The 18664-nt window shown below is 64.2% G+C and carries 17 protein-coding genes; 12 read left to right on the forward strand and 5 right to left on the reverse strand.

All coding sequences use genetic code 11. The features are described from left to right. Window positions 1-198: 198 nt before the first annotated feature. Both N5C91_RS13295 and N5C91_RS13300 read left to right on the forward strand, forming a co-directional pair. Entirely contained in the window at window positions 199-1473 is a 1275-nt protein-coding gene (locus N5C91_RS13295) for a hypothetical protein (RefSeq protein WP_279830089.1), read from the forward strand. 22 nt (window positions 1474-1495) lie between these two features. Then, window positions 1496-1780: a GNAT family N-acetyltransferase gene (locus N5C91_RS13300; protein WP_024765462.1), complete on the forward strand. Its 285-nt coding sequence runs from the start codon at window positions 1496-1498 to the stop codon at window positions 1778-1780. Window positions 1781-2016: 236 nt separating this feature from the next. Here N5C91_RS13300 and N5C91_RS13305 read toward each other — a convergent pair whose 3' ends face one another. Further along, entirely contained in the window at window positions 2017-3093 is a 1077-nt protein-coding gene (locus tag N5C91_RS13305; protein ID WP_236174493.1) for a 3-deoxy-7-phosphoheptulonate synthase, read from the reverse strand. A 180-nt stretch (window positions 3094-3273) separates the two neighbouring features. Next, window positions 3274-3693: a PilZ domain-containing protein gene (locus N5C91_RS13310; RefSeq protein WP_236174492.1), complete on the reverse strand. Its 420-nt coding sequence runs from the start codon at window positions 3691-3693 to the stop codon at window positions 3274-3276. On the opposite strand from N5C91_RS13310, the gene N5C91_RS13315 reads away from it, so the two are divergent. The 5 genes from N5C91_RS13315 to cysB all read left to right on the forward strand — a co-directional run bounded on the left by N5C91_RS13315 (window position 3692) and on the right by cysB (window position 7678). Next, complete coding sequence (locus tag N5C91_RS13315) at window positions 3692-4078, forward strand: thioredoxin family protein (protein ID WP_236199720.1); 387 nt, start codon at window positions 3692-3694, stop codon at window positions 4076-4078. The two genes, N5C91_RS13310 and N5C91_RS13315, sit on opposite strands and share 2 nt — an antisense overlap. After that, window positions 4078-5025, forward strand: coding sequence for a putative 2-dehydropantoate 2-reductase (locus tag N5C91_RS13320; protein WP_279830090.1), 948 nt, complete (start codon window positions 4078-4080; stop codon window positions 5023-5025). The genes N5C91_RS13315 and N5C91_RS13320 overlap by 1 nt, the downstream gene beginning before the upstream one ends. A 17-nt stretch (window positions 5026-5042) precedes the next feature. Beyond that, complete coding sequence (locus tag N5C91_RS13325; protein ID WP_236199722.1) at window positions 5043-5954, forward strand: 5'-nucleotidase; 912 nt, start codon at window positions 5043-5045, stop codon at window positions 5952-5954. A 96-nt stretch (window positions 5955-6050) separates the two neighbouring features. After that, window positions 6051-6536, forward strand: a complete 486-nt coding sequence (locus tag N5C91_RS13330; RefSeq protein WP_236199723.1) for a universal stress protein — start codon at window positions 6051-6053, stop codon at window positions 6534-6536. Between the two features lie 167 nt (window positions 6537-6703). Continuing rightward, on the forward strand, window positions 6704-7678 hold the full coding sequence (gene cysB / locus N5C91_RS13335) for an HTH-type transcriptional regulator CysB (RefSeq protein WP_024765699.1): 975 nt from the start codon (window positions 6704-6706) through the stop codon (window positions 7676-7678). A 179-nt stretch (window positions 7679-7857) separates the two neighbouring features. Here the strand turns inward: cysB and N5C91_RS13340 are convergent, their stop codons facing one another. Then, on the reverse strand, window positions 7858-8202 hold the full coding sequence (locus N5C91_RS13340) for a hypothetical protein (protein ID WP_081520589.1): 345 nt from the start codon (window positions 8200-8202) through the stop codon (window positions 7858-7860). A gap of 86 nt (window positions 8203-8288) precedes the next feature. Continuing rightward, complete coding sequence (locus N5C91_RS13345) at window positions 8289-9023, reverse strand: phosphoadenylyl-sulfate reductase (RefSeq protein ID WP_279830091.1); 735 nt, start codon at window positions 9021-9023, stop codon at window positions 8289-8291. 189 nt (window positions 9024-9212) lie between these two features. On the opposite strand from N5C91_RS13345, the gene thrH reads away from it, so the two are divergent. Next, window positions 9213-9830 (forward strand): bifunctional phosphoserine phosphatase/homoserine phosphotransferase ThrH, encoded by a 618-nt coding sequence (gene thrH, locus N5C91_RS13350; RefSeq protein WP_279830092.1) that lies wholly within the window; start codon window positions 9213-9215, stop codon window positions 9828-9830. Window positions 9831-10182: 352 nt separating this feature from the next. Here the strand turns inward: thrH and pabB are convergent, their stop codons facing one another. Continuing rightward, the gene (gene pabB, locus N5C91_RS13355) at window positions 10183-11526 is read right to left on the reverse strand and encodes an aminodeoxychorismate synthase component I (protein WP_279830093.1); all 1344 of its coding nucleotides are present in this window, start codon (window positions 11524-11526) and stop codon (window positions 10183-10185) included. A 162-nt stretch (window positions 11527-11688) separates the two neighbouring features. Here pabB and N5C91_RS13360 point away from each other — a divergent pair, with 162 nt between their 5' ends. The 4 genes from N5C91_RS13360 (at window position 11689) to N5C91_RS13375 (ending at window position 18648) form a co-directional block, all read left to right on the forward strand. After that, the gene (locus tag N5C91_RS13360; RefSeq protein WP_236174484.1) at window positions 11689-14397 is read left to right on the forward strand and encodes a helix-turn-helix transcriptional regulator; all 2709 of its coding nucleotides are present in this window, start codon (window positions 11689-11691) and stop codon (window positions 14395-14397) included. Between the two features lies 1 nt (window position 14398). Then, entirely contained in the window at window positions 14399-17122 is a 2724-nt protein-coding gene (locus N5C91_RS13365; RefSeq protein ID WP_236199728.1) for a helix-turn-helix transcriptional regulator, read from the forward strand. A gap of 231 nt (window positions 17123-17353) precedes the next feature. Then, on the forward strand, window positions 17354-17809 hold the full coding sequence (locus N5C91_RS13370) for a DUF6160 family protein (RefSeq protein ID WP_236174482.1): 456 nt from the start codon (window positions 17354-17356) through the stop codon (window positions 17807-17809). Window positions 17810-17886: 77 nt separating this feature from the next. Then, window positions 17887-18648, forward strand: coding sequence for a C39 family peptidase (locus tag N5C91_RS13375; RefSeq protein ID WP_236174481.1), 762 nt, complete (start codon window positions 17887-17889; stop codon window positions 18646-18648). The last annotated feature ends 16 nt before the right edge of the window (window positions 18649-18664 follow it).

The raw sequence follows: 18664 nt of genomic DNA on the forward strand, positions 1-18664 counted from the left end.
GCCAGAACATACTGACGCCGGCCTGGGGCGTAAAGCGTTTTGACTGACTGGTGAGTCAGCTGCGTGTCACAAATTCCGGACGATTTCTGTGCGCTGCGTATGCAAATTCCGACAGCGCTCGTGGAGGGGCATCCAGCGTGCTGTTAAGCTGCCACCATCTCTGCGTACCGCCCTCGCACAACCCAGGATGTGCCTGTCATGTCGAAGATCTTCAAGTGGTCCCTGTTTGCCGTCGTTGCGATTGCCCTGATCATCAAGGCGTCGCTCTGGCTTTCCGTGCGCAGCGTGGTGAACGACGCCATCGCCCGTCTCTCGCCGATCATGGAGATCACCTACGGCGGTATATCGTCGTCCTTCGACGGCAAGGTCGGCTTGCAGAACCTGGTGATCAGGGTGCCGATGGCCGGCGACAGCCTGAAGGTTTCCCACGCCCAGTTGAAGTTCAACGGGCTGCGCGAACTGCTCAGCTTCAAGGAGCGCCTGGCCGAGGGCAAGCTGCCGGAACAGATGTCGGTAGACCTGAAGGGCGTCGAGCTGCAGATTCACGGCCCCTTCATGCAGTCGCTGTATGCCCAGCCTGCGGAGAAGAGCGCCTTCACCGCCATGAGCGAAGTGGCCTGCGGCAACGTACGCAACATCGGTGTCGATGAGCTGCTGCAGATGGGTTACCGCACCCTCGAATCGGACATCGAGTTCTCCTACCGCATGCAGCCGGGCGCGCAGACGCTGACTTTCGATCTGCGCAGCGATACCCGTGACATGCTCGATATGCACACCAGCATGACGCTGATGAATGTCTCCGAGCGCCCGGGGGACATGCGCGTGAACCCGCCGCGGGTGTCACAGGTCGTCGTCGAGATGAACGACAACCAGTACCAGCGTCGAGTCAGCGAGTTCTGCCGGGGCAAGCTCGGCCTGGACCCGAAGGCCTATACCGCCCTGTCGCTGGAGCAGTTCGACAAGGCCCTGCGCCAGCAGCGCATCGCCCTCGACCAGCCGGTGCTCGAGGCTTACGGCCGCTACCTGGCTGACCCGCGTTCGCTGCGCGTCGAACTGACCCCTACCGAGGGGATGGCCTGGGATGGTCTGCAATTTTTCGAGCCCAGGGATGTGATCCAGATGCTGCATCCGGTCGTCCTAATAAATCAGCAAACGGTTGCACCACTGGGGTTCGCCTGGGTCGATCCGCTGAAGAAAAAAATCACGCCGGAAAGCCAATATCAAATGGTTTCGGCCCAAGAAACGGTTGAGTCGCAGGCCAGAACGCAGCAATATGAGTTCGTTAGCGTTGAAAGCCTTGCCCAGTACACCGGCAAGCGCCTGCAGTTCATCACGTTCGATGGTGCCTACTATCAAGGTGTGCTGCACAAGGTGGAGAACGGTCGAGCCTATATCACGGTCCTGATGGGGACCGGCTCGGCAGAGATGTTCCTCCGCCTGAACAAGATCAATCAGGTGCGGGTCATGTTGTGAGGCCCTGCGAAGGAGAGAGCAAGTGAGTGAGTCGTTGTCCATCCAGCATGATGAAACCAGCCACCAGTTCGTAACGACTGTTGATGGTCATCGCGCCTATCTGGCCTACATGGATCTGGGCAAGCAGACGCTCGACATCTATCGCACTTTCGTTCCGGACAGCCTGCGCGGCCGCGGCATCGCCGCCGCTCTCACCGAACACGCGCTGCAGTTCGCCGAGCGCAAGGGCTACAGCGTCATCCCGTCGTGCTCCTACGTCGAGCGCTACCTGGAACGCCGCCAGCGTCACACTGATACCGCGCTCTGATCTTCAGGGTATGGAAACAGGAAGCCCGGCGAATGCCGGGCTTTTTTGTGCCCGCTGGAATTCCATTTCTGGCAGCGTCGGCAGTTCTGTAGGAGCGAGCTTGCTCGCGAACGGTGTTTCTCTCCAGCGTCAAGCGATTCGCGAGCAAGCTCGCTCCTACAAAAAGCACCGGTGCGGAATTTGCCAAAGAAAAAAGCCGGGCATCTGCCCGGCTTCTTTCCTATCCGCTCGAAGCGTCAGCCGCGCTGGCGCTTGGGCAGGACGTCCTTGAGCTTGGCGTGCATGCTGCGCACGGCCTTCTCGGTGGTCTCCCAGTCGATGCAGGCATCGGTGATCGACACGCCGTACTGCAGTTGGCAGAGGTCCTTGGGAATGGGTTGAGCGCCCCAGCCCAGGTGGCTTTCCACCATCAGGCCGACGATGGAGTTGTTGCCTTCGGCGATCTGGTTGGCGACGTTGTCCATCACCAGCGGCTGCAGGGCCGGGTCCTTGTTGGAGTTGGCGTGGCTGCAGTCGACCATCACGTTCAGCGGGATCTTCGCCTTGGTCAGTTCCTGTTCGCACAGGGCAACGCTGACCGAGTCATAGTTCGGCTTGCCGTTGCCGCCGCGCAGCACGACGTGACCGTAGGCGTTGCCCTTGGTGGTGACGATGGAGACGCCGCCTTCCTGATTGATGCCGAGGAAACGGTGCGGGCTGGAAACCGACTGCAGGGCGTTGATCGCCACGGTCAGGCTGCCATCGGTGCCGTTCTTGAAGCCGACCGCCGAGGACAGGCCGGAAGCCATTTCGCGGTGGGTCTGGGATTCGGTGGTGCGTGCGCCGATGGCCGACCAGCTGATCAGGTCCTGCAGGTATTGCGGGGAGATCGGGTCGAGCGCTTCGGTGGCGGTGGGCAGGCCCATCTCGGCGAGGTCGCGCAGCAATTGGCGGCCGATGTGCAGGCCGTCCTGGATCTTGAAGGAGTCGTCCAGGTACGGGTCGTTGATCAGGCCTTTCCAGCCGACCGTGGTGCGCGGCTTCTCGAAGTAGACGCGCATCACCAGGAACAGGCTGTCGGCAACTTCCGCGGCCAGCACCTTCAGGCGCTCGGCGTATTCGTGGGCGGCCTTGATGTCGTGGATCGAGCAGGGGCCGATCACCACGAACAGGCGGTGGTCCTTGCCGTCGAGGATATCGCGGACGACCTGGCGGCCGTTGGCGACGGTGCGCAGGGCGGCATCGGTCAGGGGGATTTCGCGCTTGAGCTGCTCCGGCGTGATCAGTGTCTCGTTGGAGGCAACGTTAAGGTCGTCGATCTGTAAATCAGCCATCGTGGTACTCAATCAGGTCACGGGTGCCGGCCGCCAGAAATCCCCGTGCGATGGGGCGCAGGCAATGGTGTCGCTAAGGGGAACCCGAACCTTAACCGTTCAGGCCTCGCCTCGACAATGGCTCGATGCAGGAAAATGCCCGCAACACGGGCATTTGCGCGACTTTCTGCGGGGTGTCGATCAGACCGCGCAAAACATCGGGAAGTCCGCGGCGTTCTGCGCGATCCACTCCAGCGCCAGCTCTTCGAACGGCAGGCTGCCGCCGCTGGCCTGCTCCCGCTGCCGTCGGTACTGCTCGATCTGGCAGACCTGTTCCACCATGCGCGCGCGGAACAGCGTGTCCTCGTCAATGAAGGCGATACCCACGCGATAATCGCTGGCCTGCTTGCGGCTCCAGGCGATGATGCCCGGATAGCGGGCGGAGTCACCCAGCAGGGGAATGCGCAGCTCGATGGAGGTGCCACGGCGAAAGCCCCGTGGCGAATTGCACGCGACGCCGCCGAGGCTGATATTGTGCAACCGCTGGCGCGGCAGGAACGTCTGTTTGCGGATGACCAGCTCGACCGGAAAGTCGCAAGGGTGACGCAGGAACTGACGCATGACGGAACGCTCCGACTGCAATCTTTATAGTGTTGGCTCTGTGAGTATAGTGCCGGCCCTGGAGCTGACCGACCTGGATGCCGACCGCCGGCTGCTGGAGCTGCCGGGCGTTTCGCTGCTGGTGTTCACCGGCGCCGGCTGCTCTACCTGCCGCTGGGCGCGGCAGGTACTGCCGGCGTTCAGCCTGCCGGTAGATCGTCTGTGCTGGATCGACGCCGGCCACAGTGGCGGCCTGGTCGAGCGCTATGAAGTCTTCCACCTGCCTTCCCTGTTCCTGGTGCGCGATGGCCAGTTCCTCGGCCCCGTCCACGCAGCGCTGCGCCCTGAACCCCTGATCCAAGCCCTGCGCGCTGCCCTGTCGCGCCCTGCTGAGGAGTTGCCTTGATGAATCTGCGAATCGGCATCATTGGAACCGGCGCCATTGGCGGTTTCTACGGCCTGATGCTGGCCCGCGCCGGCCACGACGTACATTTCCTGCTGCGTAGCGAATACCCCGCGGTCGCGCAGAACGGCCTGCGCCTGAACAGCCAGGTGCATGGCGCGCTGAGCCTGTCGCCGGTGAATGCCTACGCCGACGTGGCGCGGATGCCGCCCTGCGACTGGCTGTTGGTGGGCGCCAAGACCACCAGCAACGCCGATCTGGCGCCGCTGATCATCCAGGCCGCGGCGCAGGGGGCGAAGGTCCTGCTGCTGCAGAACGGCCTCGCCGTGGAAGACGAACTGCGGGCGCTGTTGCCCGAGCACATCCACCTGCTGGGTGGCCTCTGCTTCATCTGCGTACACCGTGCCGAACCGGGCGTGATCGAGCACCAGGCCTTCGGTGGGGTGAACATCGGTTATCACTCCGGCTCCGCGCAGGAAGCCGAAGCGCGTCAGGCTATCGTCGAGGAGGGCGCCGCGCTGTTCCGCAGCGCCGGCCTGGACTCCAACGCCATGCCCAACCTGGAGCAGGCGCGCTGGCAGAAGCTGGTCTGGAACATTCCCTACAACGGCCTCTCCGTGCTGCTCGACAGCGGCACGCGAGCGATCATGGACAACCCCGACAGCCGCGCCCTGGTGGCTGAACTGATGGAGGAAGTCATCGCCGGCGCCGCTGCCTGCGGGCACTCGCTGCCGCCGGGCATTGTCGGCGCGATGCTCAGCTCCACCGACGCCATGCCGGATTATCTGCCCAGCATGTACCATGACTTTGCCCAGCGCCGCCCGCTGGAGCTGGGTGCTATCTACGCGGCGCCGCTGGAAGCTGCACGCCGGGCCGGGTGCGCACTGCCGAAGATCGAGGCGCTGTATCGCGCGCTGCGCTTCATCGACGCGCGCAAACAGGCTCGCTGACGGAAACCGGGGGAAGCATGGCAAAAGGGCTGGGCGACAAGCTGGTGGTGGCGATTTCCTCGCGGGCGCTGTTCGATCTGCGGGAAAGCCATCAGGTCTATGAAAGCGAAGGCGTCGAAGCCTACCGCCAGTACCAGATCGCGCGCGAGGACCAGGTCCTGCCGCCGGGTGACGCCTTTGCCCTGGTGCAGAAGCTGCTCGCCCTCAACGGCGGGACCGACAGCGCGCCGGTGGAGGTGATCCTGGTCTCGCGCAACAGCGCCGACACCGGTCTGCGCGTGTTCAACTCCATCCAGCACTACGGCCTGGGCATCTCGCGCGCCGCCTTCGTCGGCGGCCGCAGCCCTTATCCCTACCTCAAGGCGTTCAACTGCCACCTCTTCCTCTCCACTCACATAGAGGACGTGCGTAACGCCCTGGATGCCGGCTTCGCTGCCGCAACCATTCTGTCCGGGGGCACCCGCCGCGAGGCCAATGGCGAGCTGCGCTTCGCCTTCGACGGCGATGCAGTGCTGTTCTCCGACGATTCCGAACGCGTCTACCAGCAGGGCGGACTGGAAGCCTTCCAGACCCACGAGCGCGAATCCGCCCGCGAGCCGCTGGGCGGCGGACCGTTCAAACCTTTCCTGGCGGCGCTGAACCGCGTACAGCAGGCCTTCCCCCAGGAGTCCTGCCCGATCCGCACGGCGCTGGTCACCGCACGCTCCGCCCCGGCCCACGAGCGGGTGATCCGCACGCTGCGTGAGTGGGATATCCGCCTGGACGAGTCGCTGTTCCTCGGTGGCCTGGATAAGGCCGCCTTCCTCGAAGCCTTCGCCGCGGATGTGTTCTTCGATGACCAGCCGATGCACTGCGAGAGGGCGCGGGATGTAGTGGCGACCGGCCATGTCCCGCATGGAGTGAGCAACGAGAAGAAGGTCGCCGGATAGCCGCCCGGCCGCGACATCCGGCCGTCTCGGAGCGATTCGCGTTCTCCTGCTACGCTGCTGGATAGGCCCCGCCGCGCAGGCAGTCGAGGAGGCCGCATGATCCGAACGATTCTTTACGCCACCGACCTCGGTCTCTACGCCCCCTACGTCCTCCAGCATGCGCTCTCGCTCGCCCGAGCCTATGGCGCCGAGGTGTACGTCGTGCACGCGGTGGAGCCGCTGGGGCTGTTCGCCGAGTCCGTCCTGCAGACCTACCTGGATGAAGGTACGTTGAACGAGATGCGCACCAATGGCCTGACCAACGTCATGGGCAGCATCGAGCAGCGGGTGATGGAAGGCTTCCGCGATGAGTTGGGGGAGGCGCGCCAGGATGCCGAGCTGATCCGCACGGTGCGGGTGGTGCAGGGCGACGCGCCGACCGTGATCCTCGACGAGGCCAAGCGCCTGGGCGTCGACATCATCGTTGCCGGCAGCCACAGCCATGGGGAAGGGCTGAACACGCCGCTGGGGCGCACCGCCGGGCGCCTGGTGCAACTGGCCGAGGTGCCGGTCTACCTGGTGCCGATGCTGCTGCACCGCTGAAAGCTTTGTGACGATACGTCGGACAGGCCCGGCATTTGCGCGGGGCTTTAGACGAATGGCATGCAGGGCGAAAAAAAACGTCTAGTTTTATTCCTTAAACCATTAATATGGTTATAAAACGACAAGCCCCTGATCGCGGGTAGCGACATTCATTTCGAGGAAAGTCCATGAAGCTTCAGCAACTGCGCTATATCTGGGAAGTCGCGCACCACGATCTGAACGTCTCGGCTACCGCCCAAAGCCTGTACACCTCCCAACCCGGCATCAGCAAGCAGATCCGCCTGCTGGAAGACGAGCTGGGCGTTGAAGTCTTCGCCCGCAGCGGCAAGCACCTGACCCGCGTCACCCCGGCCGGCGAGCGCATCATCACCACTGCTGGCGAGATCCTGCGCAAGGTCGAAAGCATCAAGCAGATCGCCCAGGAGTTCTCCAACGAGAAGAAGGGCACCCTGTCCATCGCCACCACCCACACCCAGGCGCGCTACGCGCTGCCCGGCGTGATCAGCGGCTTCATCAAGCAGTACCCGGACGTATCCCTGCACATGCACCAGGGCACGCCGATGCAGATCGCCGAGATGGCCGCCGACGGCACTGTCGACTTCGCCATCGCCACCGAGGCGCTGGAGCTGTTCGGTGACCTGATCATGATGCCGTGCTACCGCTGGAACCGCTGCGTGATCGTGCCGCAGGGCCACCCGCTGACCAAGGTGCCGAAGCTGACCCTGGAACTGCTCGCCGAGCAGCCCATCGTCACCTATGTGTTCGGCTTCACCGGTCGCTCCAAGCTCGACGAGGCCTTCAACCAGCGCGGCCTGGTACCGAAGGTAGTGTTCACCGCCGCCGACGCCGACGTGATCAAGACCTATGTGCGCCTGGGCCTGGGCGTCGGCATCGTCGCCCACATGGCGGTCGATCCGAAGCTCGACAGCGACCTGGTGATGCTCGATGCCAGCCATCTGTTCGAGTCCAGCGTGACCAAGATCGGTTTCCGCCGCGGCACCTTCCTGCGTGGCTTCATGTGCGACTTCATCGAGAAGTTCGCTCCGCACCTGACCCGTGACCTGCTGGCCAAGGCCGTGCAGTGCCACAACAAGACCGAGCTGGACGAGCTGTTCGACGGTATCGAGTTGCCGGTCTACTGATGGCGCCACGCAACATGAAAAAGCCCGGCAGATGCCGGGCTTTTTCATGTCGGCGGATGCGCTGGCGCAGTACCGCAAATGCGCGGGCGCGGGCGATCCCAGCCGAAGCTTCCGGGTGCGTCAGGGGAGGGCAGAACAGCCTTGCCGAGCACTCATCCAGAATGCGTCAAGGGCGACGCCTACAGACGATCCAGGTCGTCGCGCTGGGCCAGTTCGGCCAGTGCTTCGCGGGAGTCCAGCGGAAGTTCGCCACGGCCTTCGAGCACCTCGTGGAGGAAGCTCATGAACACCGTGTAGACGACCTCACGGCCGTCATCATGGCGCACGACGAAGAAGGGCGCGGTGTCCACGCCGTACTGCGCGGCGACCAGCCAGCCGGTGCTGGCGGGGTTGCGCTCGTCGGCGACCAGGGTGCGGTCGATGCGGCTCAGGTAGCCGCCCTTGACCAGGCGTTCGTGGACTTCGCGGCATTTGCGGCAGTCCTGGCCGTCGGCCAGGACCTTCTTCACCAGGGTGATGCGCATGGGATCGGCTCCATCGCAGGCATACAGGCATCCAATCCTGGGCTGCGGGCTGACAGGGGAAATTTCCGTCAGACGAGCGTAAGGCCTCAGGCCTTGCTGATCAAATTGCCGGCGTGCAGGCCACATTCTTTCTGCGTGGCTTCTTCCCACCACCAGCGGCCTTCGCGCTCATGCTGGTTCGGCAGCACGGGGCGGGTGCAGGGTTCGCAGCCGATGCTGATGAAGCCGCGCTCATGCAGGCTGTTGTAGGGGATTTCCAGCATGCGGATGTAGGCCCAGACCTCTTCGCTGCTCATGTTGGCCAGCGGGTTGAACTTGACCAGCGGTCTCTCCGGGGTGGAGAAGGCACCGTCCAGTTCGACCACGGCGACCTGGCTGCGGGTGCCGGGGCTCTGGTCCTTGCGCTGGCCGGTGGCCCAGGCGGTGACGGTGGACAGCTTGCGCTTGAGCGGCTCGATCTTGCGGATGCCGCAGCATTCGCCGTGGCCGTCCTTGAAGAAACTGTACAGGCCCTTTTCCTTGACGAACGGCTCCAGCAGGCGCGGATCCGGGGTCATCACTTCGATGGCGATGCCGTAGTGCTCGCGGACCTGCTCGATGAAGCGGTAGGTTTCCGGGTGCAGGCGACCGGTGTCCAGGCTGAACACCTTGACGTTCTTGTTGAGCTTCCAGGCCATGTCCACCAGCACCACATCCTCGGCACCGCTGAAGGAAATCCACAGCTCATCGCCGAAGTGCTCGAAGGCAAGCTTCAGGATGTCCTGTGGGGCTTTGCTGGCATAGCTCGCGGCGATTTCCGCGATATCGAACGGGAGGCTCATCAGGCGGTATTCCTAGTTTTAATGGCGCAAGGCGCTCTGTGGGCGCGATGGTAGCAAAGAGGCGGATATGCCCCTAAATAACCATCAGGAAGGTCGACTGTGGTGTTTGGGTATAAGTGCCGCGTTGCGCCGCTTGGAGCGAGCGGCTAGAGTGCCGCCTCTCAAGTCAATCCTGCGGGGAAATCGTTCGTGGAAATCGCCTGTCTCGACCTGGAAGGGGTCCTGGTTCCGGAAATCTGGATCGCCTTCGCTGAAAAAACCGGTATCGAAGCGCTCAAGGCGACGACTCGCGATATCCCGGATTACGACGTGCTGATGAAGCAGCGTCTGCGCATCCTCGACGAGCACGGCCTGAAGCTGTCCGACATCCAGGAAGTGATCGCTACCCTGAAGCCGCTGGAAGGCGCGGTGGAGTTCGTCGACTGGCTGCGCGAGCGCTTCCAGGTGGTGATCCTCTCCGACACCTTCTACGAGTTCTCCCAGCCGCTGATGCGCCAGCTCGGTTTCCCGACCCTGCTGTGCCACAAGCTGATCACTGACGAGACCGATCGTGTCGTCAGCTACCAGCTGCGCCAGAAGGACCCGAAACGCCAGTCGGTCATCGCCTTCAAGAGCCTGTACTACCGTGTGATCGCCGCTGGCGATTCCTACAACGACACCACCATGCTTGCCGAAGCCCACGCCGGTATCCTGTTCCACGCGCCGGACAACGTGATTCGCGAGTTCCCGCAGTTCCCGGCGGTGCACACCTATGAGGACCTGAAGAAGGAATTCCTCAAGGCGTCGAATCGCCCGCTCAGCCTGTAACGCTGGCTGTGACGAAAAAGCCCCGCTGATGCGGGGCTTTTTCTTTCCGGCTTTTGGTAGGAGCAACTGTCTTTTCCTGGAAAAGTCCGTGCCCGTGTTTCCCCCTCACTCCAGCCCTCTGCCGCAGGGAGAGGGGGGCAGACCGTGCTGGCTGACGCCACAGCTTTCTCCGGCACCGGACGGTCCCGTTTCCCGCTGCGGAGCGGGGCGCGCAGCCAGGGCCAGGGTGAGGAGCTCTTGATCTTCGTAGGAGCGAGCTTGCTCGCGAACCACTTGATGCCGGTGCTGTAGGCAATACCTCCTGTTCGCGAGCAAGCTCGCTCCTACAGGTAACTGGCGATCCGAGCGAGCCTCACAGGCTTTCCAGGGTGCGCAGCAGCACGCCCACCTTGGTCAGCGACTCCTCGTATTCTTCCTCCCAGCTGGAGTCGGCCACGATACCGCCGCCCGCCCAGCAACTGGCCTGGCCGTCCTTCACCAGTACGGTGCGGATGGCGATGGAGCTGTCCATCTCGCCGCGCACGTCGAGGTAGAGCAGGCTGCCGCAGTAGATGCTGCGCCGGGTCGGCTCCAGTTCGTCGATGATCTGCATGGCGCGGACCTTCGGCGCGCCGGTGATGGAGCCGCCGGGGAAGCTGCCTTCGAGCAGGTCCAGCGCGTCCTTGTCGTCTGCCAGTTCGCCGCGCACGCTGCTCACCAGGTGATGAACGTTGGGATAGGTCTCCACGGCGAACAGCTCGGGTACGCGCACGCTGCCGGGGCGGCAGCTGCGGCCCAGATCGTTGCGCAGCAGGTCGACGATCATCAGGTTCTCGGCGCGGTCCTTCTCGCTGGCGAGCAGGGCTTCGGCGTTCTGCCGGTCGGCTTCGGGCGTCTCACCGCGCGGACGGGTGCCCTTGATCGGGCGGGTTTCCACCTGCTTGCCGTGGAGCTGGATGAAACGCTCCGGCGACAGGCTGAGGACGGCGCCTTCAGGCAATGCCAGGTAACCGGCAAACGGCGTAGGACAGGCCTCGCGCAGCGCACGGTAGGCCAGCCAGGGTGAGCCACTGCAGGGCGCGCGGAAGCGCTGGGTGTAGTTCACCTGGTAGCAGTCGCCCGCGAGGATGTAGCCGTGCACGCGCTCCAGCGCCTCGCGGTACTGCTCGCGACTCTGGTCCGGACGGAATGGCGCGCCGAGGCGGAAAGGCGCCAGGGCCTGGTCGTCGCGGGGGCCTTCGAACAGCGCGATCAGGCGCTTGCGCTCATTCGCCGCCAGCGCGGGATGGAACACCAGCTGGCTGCTGCGCTCCTCGTGATCGCTGACAAGCGCCCAGGCGTACAGCCCCAGGCGTGCGTCGGGCAAGGCAAGGTCATCGAGGTTCGGCTCGGGCAGGTGCTCGACGCGCCGGCCAAAGTCATAACCGAGATAACCGATCATTCCGCCGACGAATGGCAGTTTGCAATCGTCGGGGACATTCGCCTCGCCCAGGCTCTGCAAGGCGGTTCTTGCGCGGGCAAAAAAGCTCTTGGCCGATTCGTCGGCGGTTGGTGCCAGTTCTGCCAATGGCCAGGCGCTCAGAAGGTCATAGCGTCCACGTGTGGCAATGGGTCGACCGGCGTCGAGGAGTACGGCGCCGGGCGCCCGATGGATCAGGGCGAAGCGTTCACCCGGGTCTTCCCGGTAGGGAAGCGGGTGCAGGAAACAGTCAGGCATGGGTAACAGCGTGCAGGCAAATGAGGTGATCAGGTCGGCTGAAGTATCGATCCTAGAGCTATTTCTTCAGTTTACGTCGGAAAAGCATTCTGATAAGAAGTGACGAATCCCACGCGGACAGTGCTCCGTACCAACAACGATAATGACACAGGGATACAGGCCGTGGATGTAGTGCTCGAACCCGCAGCCGGCAGCCTTCTGCGCTCCAGATTAACACCCCCTCGGGTGCCTGCTGATTATTTGATTCGTCCTGAGGTCCAGAATGCCCTGGACCGTCATCCCTATGCCTCGATACTGTCGTTCTCGGCGCCCGCCGGTTTCGGCAAGACCACTGCACTGGCGGCGCTGGCCGGCAAGCGTGCGAGCGAAGGCCACCAGGTCGCCTGGCTCTCCCTGGAGAGCGACGACGACGACCCCGGCCGTTTCTGCCTGAAGCTCATCCAGGCCCTGGCCACTGCCGTGCCCGGCACCGGCGAGGATGCGCTGGGCTACGTGCGCAACACCATGCGCGTGCCTGTGGTCGCGGTCATGGAAAGCCTGCTGATGGACCTCTCCCGCGACGAGCGCAAGGTCCTGCTGGTACTCGACGACCTGCATGAGATCACCCATTCCGACGTCTTCGCCGGCCTCAATCGCCTGGTGCAGTACGCGCCGCCCGGCCTCACCCTGGCCATCGGCAGCCGTTCCCAGCCACCGCTGAACCTCGCCACCTGGCGCGCCAAGGGGCTGCTGCTGGAAATCGGCCAGGACGAGCTGCGCCTGTCCCGCGACGAAACCCGCGAATACCTGGCCCGTGATGGCCTGCAACTCGAAGATAGCTGCCTGCAGTCGCTGCACAACCAGACCGAAGGTTGGATGGCAGGGGTCCACCTGGTCAGCCTGTGGTTGCGCCAGCAGCCCGGCGCGCCCGAAGACCTCAAGCTGCTCAGCAGCGACAAGGCGGCGGTGGGTGACTACCTGCTGCGTGCGGTGTTCGAGCGCCTGCCGGCAGACGTGCAGGACGCATTGCTGTCCCTGGGGATTGCCAATCGGCTGAATGGCGACCTGGCCAATACCCTGACCGGTCGCCAGGACGGCCAGGCGCTGCTGGAGCACCTGGACAGCATGCAGCTGTTCCTCCTGCCGCTGGATCGTGACCGCCAGTGGTACCGCTTCCACCAGCTGTTCGCCGACTTCCTCCGCGCCCGCCTGCGCGAGCGCGACCCGGAGCGCTTCAAGCAACTGCATTTCAACGCCAGCCTGTGGTTCACCAACCACCACATGCCGACCCTGGCCATCGAGCACGCCTGCCTCGCCGAGGACCCGGAGATGCTCGCCGCGCTGGTCGATGGCTGCGGCCTGGAACTGATCAACCGCGGCCAGCTCTACCTGATCTCGCGCTGGCGCAAGCACGTGCCTAACGAGATCGCCGAACGCTACCCGATCCTGGTGCTCAGCGACGTCTGGACCCGTGCCACCGAGCTCAGCCTGCCTGAAGCCAACCGCATGATCGATGAGTTGCTGGCGCGCTGGGGCGACTCGCGCGGCAACGGCCCGATGGGCAACCAGTACCTGTCGGCGCTGGCGGTGAAAGCCGTGCTGGCCTTGCAGAAGGATGACCTCGAGCAGTGCATCACCCTGGCACGCAAGGTGGAGAGCCAACTGGGGCAGAACTCGGCGTTTCTCGAAGGTGCGATCCTGCTGATCGGGGCCTTCGCCCAGGTCGTGCGCGGCCAGGCGGAGCAGGCGCGTCGATTGATGGGGCTGGCGCAACAGCGCAACCACTTTCTCGATGGCCGCTACCTGCACATGCAGCAGTGCACGATCGAGGTCGTGCTGGCGCTGGAGCAGGGCCAGGTCAAGCAGGCGCAGATGCTCATCGAACGGGTGCGCGAACAGGCCATGCCGCTGTTCGACAAGCGCTCCCAGGCCCTGGCGCTGCCGGCCATCGCCGAAGCGCTGACCGCCTACTACCGTACCGAGCTGGACGGCCTGGAAGAACGCCTGCGCTGGGCGCTGGGGCGTGTCGATGTGGTCAACCCCATCGACCTGTACGCCCAGGGCATGCAATGCCTGGCACGCATCCAGCGCTTGCAGGGGCGCGGCAAGGAGGCGTTGGCCACCCTCGGGCTGATGCAGACCCTGGCCTCGCGCAACCAGTCCTGGCGCTTCTTCGCCATGGCGGTGGGCGAGGAGATCAACCTGATCCTCCAGGAAACCGCCACCGATCGCTGCAAGCGCGCCGAACAGCGACTCAAGGCAATCGACTGGGCCAAGCTCGCCAGCCACTACAAGCAGATGCCGTTCAACCCGGTGCTCTGGGTACAGGGCATCAGCCGCGTGCGCCTGCTCCAGGCGCGTGGGCATTTCAGCGAGGCGTTGCACGAAATCACCCAGCTGCGCGGCATGCTCCAGCCGGGCTGGCACGGCCTGCAACGGCTGCGCCTGGACCTGCTGGCGGCCCTGAGCTACCAGCGCCTGGGATACCAGGAGCGTTCCCACAGCCTGCTCGGCCAATGCCTGGTCGGTGCCGAGCGGGAAGGGGTGCGGAGCATTTTCATCGAGGAAGGCGAGGGGATTCGCCAGTTGCTGCAGCAACTGGAGTCCACCGAGCGACAACCGGCGCTGCAGGTCTTCATTCGCGGAATGTTGACTGTCTGGCCGGGGCAGGAAGCACGCAGGTCGCCCGAGGTGCTCGAAGAAGGTCTGACCGACCGCGAGCGCGAGGTGGTATGCCTGGCGGCCCAGGGACTCTCCAACGAGGAGATCGGCCAGCAGTTGTCGCTGGCCCTGGGCACCGTCAAATGGCACCTGCACAACATCTACGAGAAGCTCAAGGTGCGCAATCGGACCCAAGCGATACGCCGTGCCCGCGAGCTGAGTCTGCTCTGACATGACGACCCTGACCACACTGCCGCAGCAGCCCATGCCGCTGCTGCGCACCAAACTGTTCCCGCCGCGCACCGACAGCGATTCGCTGCTGCCGCGCCGCGCGCTGATTGATCGCTTGTATGCCAACCGCCTGCAGCGCGTGCTGATCCTCAGCGCGCCGGCCGGCTTCGGCAAAAGCACCATCCTCAGCCTGTTCCGCCAGCGCTTGCTGGAGGGCGGTGCACGGGTCGCCTGGATGTCCTGCGACGAGGGCGACAGCGAACCGCAGCGCCTGGTGCAGTACCTGGTGGCAAGCATTCGCAGCGTCGAGGCAGACTTCGGCACCAACACCTCGAACCTGCTGCAGTCGGACATGACCCTGCCGCTGGAGGGCATCATCGATGCCTTCCTTTCCGACCTGCGGCGTCTGGACGGGCCGCTCTACCTGTTGCTCGACGATTTCCACCAGATCCGCCACCCGGCGCTGGCCCATGGCGCGCGGTACCTGATCGAGCACCTGCCGGACAACATTCGCCTGGTGACCAGCACCCGCTACCGCCCGCGGTTCCTGGTGGATGAGCCGGGGCTGGCGCCACTGGCCTTCTGCCTCAGCGGCGACGACCTGCGCCTGACCCGCGAGGAAACCGACACCTTCCTCACCGAACTCAAGGGCCTGACCCTGAGCGACAGCGAGCTCAAGTTGCTGCACAAACGCACCGAGGGCTGGATCACCGCGCTGCATCTGGCGGCGCTGGCACTGGCGCGCAACCCGGATCGGGCCGCGCTGCTCAAGGGCCTCACCGGCACCGAACGCGATCTTGCCGATTACCTGGCCGAGGACGTGCTGCGCAGCCTGCCCGAACCGCTGCAGCAGTTCCTCGACCAGACCTCGGTGCTCGATGAGTTCTGCGCTGAACTGTGCAACGCCCTGACCGGCCGCCGCGATGGCCTGGACATGCTGATGCGGCTGCAGAACGAGCAACTGTTCATCATTCCGCTGGATGACCAGCGCGAGTGGTTCCGCTATCACCACCTGTTCGCCGAATTCCTCCAGGGCCGACTGGCGCGCAACTCTGACCCGACGCCGCTGCTGCACGCCGCTGCACGCTGGTGCGAGGGGCGCGATATGGCCGACCGCGCGATCAAGTACGCGCTGCGTGCGCGTGACTATGCCTTTGCCGCCGATCTGCTGGAGCGCCAGGGCGCCAAGCTGATCGCCGGCAACCGCGTCTACGGCATCCTCGGGATGCTCGGCAGTATTCCCGCCGAGGTGATCCGCGAGCATCCGGTGTTCCAGATCTTCTACGCCTGGCAACTGGCCTTCGAGCAGAAGTTCGCCGAGGCCGAGGCGCTGATCGAAGAGCTCAGCGCCCGGTTGCTGCAAGGCCAGGGCAAGGTGCGCCACTTCGGCATGGCCGAGTTGCTCGCCGTGGCCCAGGTGCTGAAGGCGTTGGTGCTGCTCTACCAGGACAAGCTGGAGGCGTGCCTGAAGGTCGCTCGCCAGTGGCTGGCGCTGGTGCCGGGCAACCAGCCGGTGTTCCGTGCCAGCCTCTCGTGCATCCAGGCGGCGGCCTATGCGCTGCTGGGCGACTACGCCGAGGCGGCAACCGCCATCGGGGTCGCGCGCGATTGCCTGCGCATGGCCGATAGCGAATACCTGCAGGTGGTGGTCAGTATGATCGAGGCGCTGATCTGCAAGGAGCGCGGCGAACTGGAGCGCGGCCGGACCATCGCCGAGAGCGCGCGCAGCCGCGTGGAGCGGGTCTTCGGCCGGCGCAGCCGGGTCGGCGGGCCGCTGTCGCTGGCCTATGCCGATCTGCTGTACGAGCAGGATCGCCACGCGGCGATCCTCGCCGAACTGCCGCTGGCTACCACCTGGCGTGATGTCGCAACGCCTGTGGAGCTGATCAGCCGCGGCAAGCTGGTGATGGCCAAGGCGCGATTCTTCGCCGGTGAGGCCGAGCAAGGGTTGGCCCAGCTCGACGAATGGCTGGTTGGCCTGCAGTCGCCGGGCTATGAGCGGGTGCATGCGCTGGCGATGAGCTGCAAGGTGCAATTGCTGCTGTGGATGCGCCGCCCCAACGAGGCCGAGCGGGTCTGCCTGCAACTGGAGCGGCACCTCTCCGGGCTCAATGCCGAGCGTTACGCCGACGCGCATACCGCGCTGGTTCTGGCCGAGGCGCGCCTGGCGCTTTCGGAGCGGCGCGCCGAGCGCGCGCAGCAGCGTCTGGAAGCCTGCCTGGCGGGCTTTACCTCGCCCTATCAGCGCGACCGGCGGCTGCGTCTTTCGCTGTTACTTTCTGTGGCGTATTGGCAGAAAGGTAACAGCGAAAAAGCCTTCGCTTTGTTCGCTCCCACCCTGGAAGAAGCCTGGAATCTGGGCTACCGCCGACTGTTCCAGGATGACGCCTTGTGGCTGCTGCCGCTGTGGGAGGCCTGGAAGGCCGCCGAACCCAAGCGCGCCTCGGCCTGGCAGGGGGTGGCGGAAATGCTCCGCGAACAGTGCCGCAGGCTTTCCGTCGATCCGGAAAGTTTCGATGAAAATCAGGATGTTAGCCACCGGGAACGAGAGATTCTGCGGCTCGTGGCGGCGGGTTTGTCGAACCGCGACATCGCCCAGGCGGTGCATCTGTCGGAGGCCACCATCAAGTGGCATCTGCACAACCTGTTCGCCAAGCTGGGGGTGCGTAGCCGGACCCAGGCGGTACTCAAGGGGAAGAGTCTGGGACTGCTCAGCGAAGCTTGAGTCAGACGGTTGGTTTTGCGCCATCCCTTGGATGGGCTGGCAGGTTCACGGCGGGTCAGTAGCTTGGAGATCAGGACGCGAAGCTTCGTGCTTCACGAATCCATACCCGCGGCGCCTAAGGAAGAAGTCGTGGGTCTGGAAGATCGGCAGCAGCCGGTCAACCTGCAGCGGGGTAGGACGCCCCTTGCAGTGCCTGGGGCAACCCCACCTGAACACTGGAGAGTTATAACAATGAAAATCAAGCAACTGGTTCTTGCAAGCGCAGTTCTGGCCGCTCCGTTCCTGGCACATGCCGACATGAAATCCATGGATGACGCTGCACTGTCCGGTATCACCGGCCAGGATGGCATCAGCATTTCCGGTACCTTCAACGCCTCCATCGGCGCTGTCACCTACAAGGACGCCGACACCGGCGGCGGCTCCCTGGTCCTGCAGGGTATCCACCTGCCGAGCGTAACCATCGCCGACAACGCCCCGATGACCGTTGACGTGGTCACCACCAGCATCACCCCGTCCGGTGGCGGCACCGCTGTTGCAACCCAGCAGCTGGCCATCGGCCTGCCCACCGTGACCGGCGACGTCACCATCGACGCCGTCAAGGTTGGCACCACTGGAGCCAGCATTGGCTCGCTGACCGTTTCCAACCTGAACCTGGCCGGTTCGACCGTGAAGGTCTGGGGTCACTGATCCCGAGGTTGTACGCGCGGTAACCCTTGCCGGCACCTGCCGGCAAGGTTCTTCCAGGATTGAAGAGAGGGGGCTGGATGTTCGAGATTCTGCTGGGAAGCCTGCTGGGCCTGTTCGGTTTTACCCAGGCCGTGGATACCAAGCCGCAACAGCAAGGCACAGTGAACATCTCGCAGCCGCTCACGCCCAACGGTCCCTTCCGCGAATCGGTCCAGCTCGAACCGATGAGCCAGGTGCAGTTCCGCAACGTCATCCGCCAGGCCTACGACTACAGCTGTGGCTCGGCGGCGTTGACCACGCTGCTGGACTACTACCTGGGCCGCAACCTGGAGGAGCGTCAGGTCATGGAAGGCCTGATCAAGTACGGCGAGGCCGACAAGATCGTCCAGCGCCGTGGCTTCTCGCTTCTGGACATGAAGCGCTACGCCGCCGCACTCGGCTACAAGAGTGGCGGCTTCCGTGCCGAGTTCTCCGACCTGGACTCGCTCGAACACCCGGCGCTGGTGCCGATCCACTATGCCGGTTTCAAGCATTTCGTCGTGGTCCGCGACGTCTACAACGACCACGTTTTCGTTGCCGATCCTGCCTTGGGCAACATCAGTTTCACCCGCGCCCGTTTCGAAGAGATCTGGGACCAGAACGTGCTCTTCGTCATCTACCCCAGCGGCCAGGAGCCCAAGAACGCCCTGGAGCTGCGCGAGGCCGACCTGCGCCTGGTGGATGACCGCACCGTCAGCCTGCTGGCGTTCCGTGAGTTTCCGGAGATGAGCAAGATCACCCAGAACCAGATTGGCGAAGCCGCCACCAATGGAGATGTCCAGTACATCCGGCGCAAGTGACCGCCCGATCGGCCCA

It is taken from the genome of Pseudomonas sp. GD03903, assembly GCF_029840045.1.
Classification (GTDB): Bacteria; Pseudomonadota; Gammaproteobacteria; order Pseudomonadales; family Pseudomonadaceae; genus Pseudomonas; species Pseudomonas pseudonitroreducens.

Coding starts and splice junctions, on each gene's coding strand:
- N5C91_RS13295 (WP_279830089.1), top strand. CDS start 199: ATGTCGAAGATCTTCAAGTGGTCCCTGTTTGCCGTCGTTGCGATTGCC.
- N5C91_RS13305 (WP_236174493.1), bottom strand. CDS start 3,093: ATGGCTGATTTACAGATCGACGACCTTAACGTTGCCTCCAACGAGACA.
- N5C91_RS13315 (WP_236199720.1), top strand. CDS start 3,692: ATGACGGAACGCTCCGACTGCAATCTTTATAGTGTTGGCTCTGTGAGT.
- N5C91_RS13310 (WP_236174492.1), bottom strand. CDS start 3,693: ATGCGTCAGTTCCTGCGTCACCCTTGCGACTTTCCGGTCGAGCTGGTC.
- N5C91_RS13320 (WP_279830090.1), top strand. CDS start 4,078: ATGAATCTGCGAATCGGCATCATTGGAACCGGCGCCATTGGCGGTTTC.
- N5C91_RS13325 (WP_236199722.1), top strand. CDS start 5,043: ATGGCAAAAGGGCTGGGCGACAAGCTGGTGGTGGCGATTTCCTCGCGG.
- N5C91_RS13330 (WP_236199723.1), top strand. CDS start 6,051: ATGATCCGAACGATTCTTTACGCCACCGACCTCGGTCTCTACGCCCCC.
- cysB (WP_024765699.1), top strand. CDS start 6,704: ATGAAGCTTCAGCAACTGCGCTATATCTGGGAAGTCGCGCACCACGAT.
- N5C91_RS13340 (WP_081520589.1), bottom strand. CDS start 8,202: ATGCGCATCACCCTGGTGAAGAAGGTCCTGGCCGACGGCCAGGACTGC.
- N5C91_RS13345 (WP_279830091.1), bottom strand. CDS start 9,023: ATGAGCCTCCCGTTCGATATCGCGGAAATCGCCGCGAGCTATGCCAGC.
- pabB (WP_279830093.1), bottom strand. CDS start 11,526: ATGCCTGACTGTTTCCTGCACCCGCTTCCCTACCGGGAAGACCCGGGT.
- N5C91_RS13365 (WP_236199728.1), top strand. CDS start 14,399: ATGACGACCCTGACCACACTGCCGCAGCAGCCCATGCCGCTGCTGCGC.
- N5C91_RS13370 (WP_236174482.1), top strand. CDS start 17,354: ATGAAAATCAAGCAACTGGTTCTTGCAAGCGCAGTTCTGGCCGCTCCG.
- N5C91_RS13375 (WP_236174481.1), top strand. CDS start 17,887: ATGTTCGAGATTCTGCTGGGAAGCCTGCTGGGCCTGTTCGGTTTTACC.